8 protein-coding genes are annotated in these 4,688 nt (G+C 71.6%); 2 read left to right on the top strand and 6 right to left on the bottom strand.

Features of this window, described 5'->3' with window-relative positions; genetic code table 11:
• Positions 1–63: 63 nt before the first annotated feature.
• The 6 genes from amaP to AB0H87_RS38275 are packed head-to-tail and all read right to left on the bottom strand — an operon-like array spanning position 64 to position 2,687.
• Entirely contained in the window at positions 64–639 is a 576-nt protein-coding gene (gene amaP, locus AB0H87_RS38300) for an alkaline shock response membrane anchor protein AmaP (protein ID WP_360157565.1), read from the bottom strand.
• Positions 639–1,172 carry a DUF6286 domain-containing protein gene (locus tag AB0H87_RS38295; protein WP_360157562.1) on the bottom strand — a complete coding sequence of 178 codons (534 nt, stop codon included), beginning with the start codon at positions 1,170–1,172 and terminating at the stop codon, positions 639–641. The genes amaP and AB0H87_RS38295 overlap by 1 nt, the downstream gene beginning before the upstream one ends.
• A 2-nt stretch (positions 1,173–1,174) precedes the next feature.
• On the bottom strand, positions 1,175–1,663 hold the full coding sequence (locus tag AB0H87_RS38290; protein WP_360157559.1) for an Asp23/Gls24 family envelope stress response protein: 489 nt from the start codon (positions 1,661–1,663) through the stop codon (positions 1,175–1,177).
• Positions 1,660–1,854: a hypothetical protein gene (locus AB0H87_RS38285; protein ID WP_360157556.1), complete on the bottom strand. Its 195-nt coding sequence runs from the start codon at positions 1,852–1,854 to the stop codon at positions 1,660–1,662. The genes AB0H87_RS38290 and AB0H87_RS38285 overlap by 4 nt, the downstream gene beginning before the upstream one ends.
• A gap of 12 nt (positions 1,855–1,866) precedes the next feature.
• Positions 1,867–2,175, bottom strand: coding sequence for a hypothetical protein (locus AB0H87_RS38280; RefSeq protein WP_360157553.1), 309 nt, complete (start codon positions 2,173–2,175; stop codon positions 1,867–1,869).
• 11 nt (positions 2,176–2,186) lie between these two features.
• Complete coding sequence (locus AB0H87_RS38275; RefSeq protein ID WP_360157550.1) at positions 2,187–2,687, bottom strand: Asp23/Gls24 family envelope stress response protein; 501 nt, start codon at positions 2,685–2,687, stop codon at positions 2,187–2,189.
• 148 nt (positions 2,688–2,835) lie between these two features.
• Here AB0H87_RS38275 and AB0H87_RS38270 point away from each other — a divergent pair, with 148 nt between their 5' ends.
• A complete protein-coding gene (locus AB0H87_RS38270) occupies positions 2,836–3,186 on the top strand; it encodes a hypothetical protein (protein WP_360157547.1) in 351 nt (116 codons plus the stop codon).
• Complete coding sequence (locus AB0H87_RS38265; RefSeq protein ID WP_360157544.1) at positions 3,186–4,688, top strand: 4-alpha-glucanotransferase; 1,503 nt, start codon at positions 3,186–3,188, stop codon at positions 4,686–4,688. Before AB0H87_RS38270 ends, AB0H87_RS38265 begins: the two co-directional genes overlap by 1 nt.

Raw genomic sequence — 4,688 nt, 5'->3', positions numbered from 1 at the left:
TGGTTGTCGAGCGTCTCCTGGACCAGCGCGGGGACGAGCCCGCCCATCCGGTCGGCTTCGAGCTCACTCGACGCGGGGCCCGCTCTTTCCGGAGACGCCGAGGTCCAGGATCACCGGCATCTCCGGGGCGTCCAGGGCCTCCCGCGCGTGGGCGAGCGCCTGTCGTTCGATGCGCTGCCGCACCTCGACCACGCGGGCGTCCTGGGTGAGGTTGACCCGGACGCCGAGCTTCGGCTCGGTCGCCTCGCCGTACACCCTGACCTTGGCGTTCTGCACCCCGCGGTAGCCCTGGATCTCGTTGGTCAGCGCGTCGCGCAGCGCGCCGGAGCCCAGCGTCGTGCGGGCGGTGCCGTCGATCGAGATGTCGCCGGTCTTGCGCGCGGGGCGCAGGATCGCGAAGAACCAGATCAGCGACAGCACGCCGATGACCGTCAGCGCCGCGGCGGCGATCGGCCAGAACCACGTGCTGTGCCCGCCGATCCAGCTCACGGCCGGGTTCTGCAGCAGCGTGCGCGAGGCGAATCCGCTGGCGTACACGCTGAGGTTGGCCGCGATGATCGCACCGCCGATGGCGGCGAAGATCGCGCCGAGGACGATCAGGATGGTCCGGGTGATCCGGTCCGCGTGTCCGCGCAACATCAGCGCTCCCTGGCCGTCGCGAGCTTGATGGTGATCCGGGGCGGCCGGCGCAGGTGCAGGTCGTCGACCGCCCGGTGGGTCGCGTCCGCGACCGTCTGCGTGGTGATGCCCTCGGCCGCCTCGGCCCGCCGCCGGGCGTCCACCGTGACCTTGTTGCCGTGCAGCGCCACCTTGGCCTGGCTGATCCCGTCGATGTCGCCGACGGCCTGCTGGACCGTGCGCACCAGGCTGCGCCGGTCGATGGCGGCGTCGACGCCCTTCTCGGCGGCGTGCACCCGCAGGCGCTCCGGCTTGCGCGGGATGAACTGCAGGGCGAGCAGCAACAGCCCACCGAGCGCGCACAGCCCACCGATGATCCGGACGCTGGTGGACTCCCAGGTGTGCGTGGCCATCCAGTCGTAGATGCCGTGCCAGTTGACGATCACCGGGCCGGCCCCGGCCCGCTCGGCGATCAACTCGACCACGACGAGCACCGCCAGGAAGACGAACCCCAGCGCGATCGGCAGCGCGATGATCCGGTTGAGCTGTTTCATCCTCAGGCTCCGTCGACGACGAGGTCGGTCACGGAAATCCGGGTACGCGCGACGGTCAGCCCCGTCAGCGCCTTGATCCGGTCCTCGACCGTGTTCCGGATCCACTCGGTCACCTCACCGAGCGGCTCCGCCCACCGCACGCTGATCGACATGTCGACGTAGGCCACCGACGCGTCGATCCAGGCACTCACCTTCGGCCGGGCGGTCAGGTCCGAGGAACGGATTCCGAGGTGCCCGGCGCCCGGCATCGTGCTGCCGAACATCCGCGGGGCGGCCGAACCGGCCCGTGGGTGCTCGACCACCGCCTGCGCCGCGAGCTTGGCCACCACCTGCGGCGCGATGACGATGTCGCCGAGGTAGTCGGGGTCCGGCGGCTCGGGCGGCGGCGCCGGTGCGGACTCGGCGATGTGCCGTTCCGCGCGCGGCGTCGTCGTCGGCTGCGCGGTGCCGACCGGGCGGCCCTGCCCCGGCGTCAGGCGCTCGTGCGTCACTGCTGACTCCGCTGCGACCGGCGCAGCGGCGCGAACGTGGCGCCGAAGTCGACCTGACCGGCGACGACCTTGCTGATGCCGTACCCGACGATCGCGAACGCGCCGACGATCGCCATGTCACCGAAGTTGCCGAACGCCACGGCGAAGCCGAGCGCGATGCCGACCGCCGTACCGAAAATCGTCCTGACCATAGTCATTTGTTCTCACACCCCCGTGAGCGGATCCGAGATGTCCGCGACCACGATGTCCACCCGGCGCGACCCGGCCAGCGGCGTGGCCGCCCGCCAGACCTGTTGGGCGAGTTGCCCGACCGTCGACCCGAAGCGCAGGCGCACCTGGGTGGTCACCACGTCACCTTCGATCCGGATCCCGGTGATCCGGCGCCGGGGCAGGTAGGTGGCGGCCCACGTCGGCGCGCCTTCGACCAGCGCGTCGACGGCCGGGCAGTCCTCGACGACGGCGGCGAGCTTGACGACGTCGACACCGTCGACGATGGCATCCGCCTCCGTCATGGGCTCCGCGGTCATGACACCCGCGACTCGCCGCTACTGCTGCTGCTTGAACTGGTCGGCGTGAAGCTGCCGCTGCCGCTGCTGGCCTCGGCGTCCTCGGGCAGGTGAACGTCGTTGATGTTGACGTTGACCTCGACGACGTCGAGCCCGGTCATGCGCTCGATCGACGACTTCACGTTGCGTTGGATGCCCTTGCCGAGCTCGTTGGCGGAGACGCCGTACTCGACCACGATGTCCAGGTCGACGGCGGCCTCGTTCTCGCCGACCTCGACGCCGACACCCTGGGAGACACTCGCCCCGGTGCTGCCGGGGATCCTTTCCTTTATGGCACCGACGGTCCGCGCGGCCCCGGTACCCATGGCGAACACACCGGAGACCTCGCGCGCGGCCATCCCGGCGATCTTCTGAACCACACCGTCGGCGACGGTGATCCGGCCACCGTCGTGCCCACCGCCACGCAGGTGCTGCTGCGTGTCGGAGCGCTGGTCGGTCCTGCTAGCGGTCTGCGTCATCACTACGTCCCGTTCGTGAGGATTGACGACAGGTTGTGCAATGACACCTGACTTACCGTAATCATTGCTGCTAAACCACCACGAGAGGGTTTAGTCCGGCCCGGCGTGGGTCGGGCATGGTGGGGTGACGTTCGGGGAACATGGCCGCATGGCCAGGTACGCGCTGAACAAGGACGCGGTGCGCAAGGCGCGCCAGTTGATCGACGCGAAGCAGTACGTGCTCAACAGCGACTGGGGGGTCGCGCAGCCGCGGGCCGACGACGAGAACAGCTATCTCGAGCGGCATACCTGGGCCGAGCTGGCCGAGTGGCATCTCGGGCTGACCGAGGGTGCGGCCGACGAGACCAAGGCGCGGTACGCCTTCGTCTACGGCGACCTGCGGCGGCTGCACCGGACCGGGCTCATCGCCGTCGTCTACCGGGCCTCGTCCTGGCGGCACAAGGAGATCGAGATCGCCGCGCACGACCTGCTGCAGTACCTCGACAAGGTCACCGGCTGATGGAGCGGGACCTGCGGCGCCTCGCCGCCGCCCACGGCGTGGTCACCGGCTACGACGCGGCCGACGGCCGACGGACCCAGGTCGACCGGGACATCGTCGTACGCGTGCTCGCGCTGCTCGACGTCGACGCGTCCAGCCCGGCGGCGATCCGGGCCGCGCTGGACGACGCCGCCCGGGCGGCCGACCGGCTGCCGCCGACGATCGTGCTCCGCGAGGGCGACAGCCGCGCCCTGTCCGGCACCGTGACCCTCGAGGACGGCACCACCCGCGAGGTCACCGACCTGGCCGGGCTGCCCCTCGGCTGGCACCGCCTGGCCGTCGGCGGCGACACCGCGACCGTCGTCGTCGCACCCCGCAAGCTCCCACCACCACCCGCCGCGTGGGGCTGGATGGTGCAGCTCTACGCCCAGCGCTCCCGCGACTCGTGGGGCATGGGCGACCTCGGCGACCTGCGCGAGTTCGCCGGCTGGGCGGCGGGCACCGGGGCCGGCCTGGTGCTGCTCAACCCGCTCCACGCGGTCGGGCCGAACCACCCCGTGCAGGCCTCGCCCTACTCCCCCTCCTCCCGACGGTTCGCCAACCCGCTCTACATCCGGGTCGGCGACACGACCGAGTACCAGCGGGCCGACGCCGCGCTGCGGGCCAAGGTCGACGCCCTGCGCCCCGACGACACCGACCTCATCGACTACGACGCCGTCTGGCAGGCCAAGCGCACGGCCCTGGAGCTGCTCTTCCCGTCGGCGACGCCCGAACCGGCCGGCGAGGACCTGCGCGAGTTCGCCACCTACTGCGCCCTGGCCGAGGAGCACGGCACCGACTGGCGCCGCTGGCCGGCCGGGCTGACCGCCGAACCGGACCGCGTCGGCTTCTACGCCTGGCTCCAGCGCCTCTGCGACCAGCAGCTCGCCGCCGCCGCGACGGCCGCGGCGGACATGCCCGTCGGCATCGTCCACGACCTGGCCGTGGGCGTCGACCCGGGCGGCGCCGACGGCTGGCAGCTCGGCGACGTCCTCGCCCAGGGCGTCCGGGTCGGCGCACCGCCGGACGCCTTCAACCAGCTCGGGCAGGACTGGGGCCTCGCCGCCTGGCGCCCGGACCGGCTGGCCGCCACCGGCTACGCCGCGTACCGCGACATGCTCCGCGCCCTGCTCCGGCACGGCGGTGGCATCCGGGTCGATCACGTCGCCGGCCTGTCGCGGCTGTGGTGGATCCCGCCGGGCGCCGGCGCCGCCGAGGGCACCTACGTCCGTTACGACGCCGACGCGATGTTCGGCATCCTGGCCCTGGAGGCCCACCGGGCCGGCGCGGTCGTGATCGGCGAGGACCTCGGCACGGTGCAACCGTCGGTGACCAGAGCCCTGCGCGGCCGCAACATGCTCGGCTCGACCGTGCTGTGGTTCACGCGTGCCGGTGACGACTTCGTCGATCGGTGCCAGGGTAGAACGTGCTCTTGCCTGGCGGCCCTTGCCCGTGGGTGTGCTCAAGGTTCTTCTTCGAATTGA

This window comes from Asanoa sp. NPDC050611 (assembly GCF_040654855.1).
Classification (GTDB): Bacteria; Actinomycetota; Actinomycetes; order Mycobacteriales; family Micromonosporaceae; genus Asanoa.
The sequence above is the reverse complement of the archived record's forward strand: the minus strand, read 5'-3'. Positions and strand labels throughout refer to the sequence as shown.

What these genes read in the sequence shown, in the direction of transcription:
- amaP (WP_360157565.1), bottom strand. Translation starts at nt 639, where the DNA reads ATGTTGCGCGGACACGCGGACCGGATCACCCGGACCATCCTGATCGTC.
- AB0H87_RS38295 (WP_360157562.1), bottom strand. Translation starts at nt 1,172, where the DNA reads ATGAAACAGCTCAACCGGATCATCGCGCTGCCGATCGCGCTGGGGTTC.
- AB0H87_RS38285 (WP_360157556.1), bottom strand. Translation starts at nt 1,854, where the DNA reads ATGGTCAGGACGATTTTCGGTACGGCGGTCGGCATCGCGCTCGGCTTC.
- AB0H87_RS38280 (WP_360157553.1), bottom strand. Translation starts at nt 2,175, where the DNA reads ATGACGGAGGCGGATGCCATCGTCGACGGTGTCGACGTCGTCAAGCTC.
- AB0H87_RS38275 (WP_360157550.1), bottom strand. Translation starts at nt 2,687, where the DNA reads ATGACGCAGACCGCTAGCAGGACCGACCAGCGCTCCGACACGCAGCAG.
- AB0H87_RS38270 (WP_360157547.1), top strand. Translation starts at nt 2,836, where the DNA reads ATGGCCAGGTACGCGCTGAACAAGGACGCGGTGCGCAAGGCGCGCCAG.
- AB0H87_RS38265 (WP_360157544.1), top strand. Translation starts at nt 3,186, where the DNA reads ATGGAGCGGGACCTGCGGCGCCTCGCCGCCGCCCACGGCGTGGTCACC.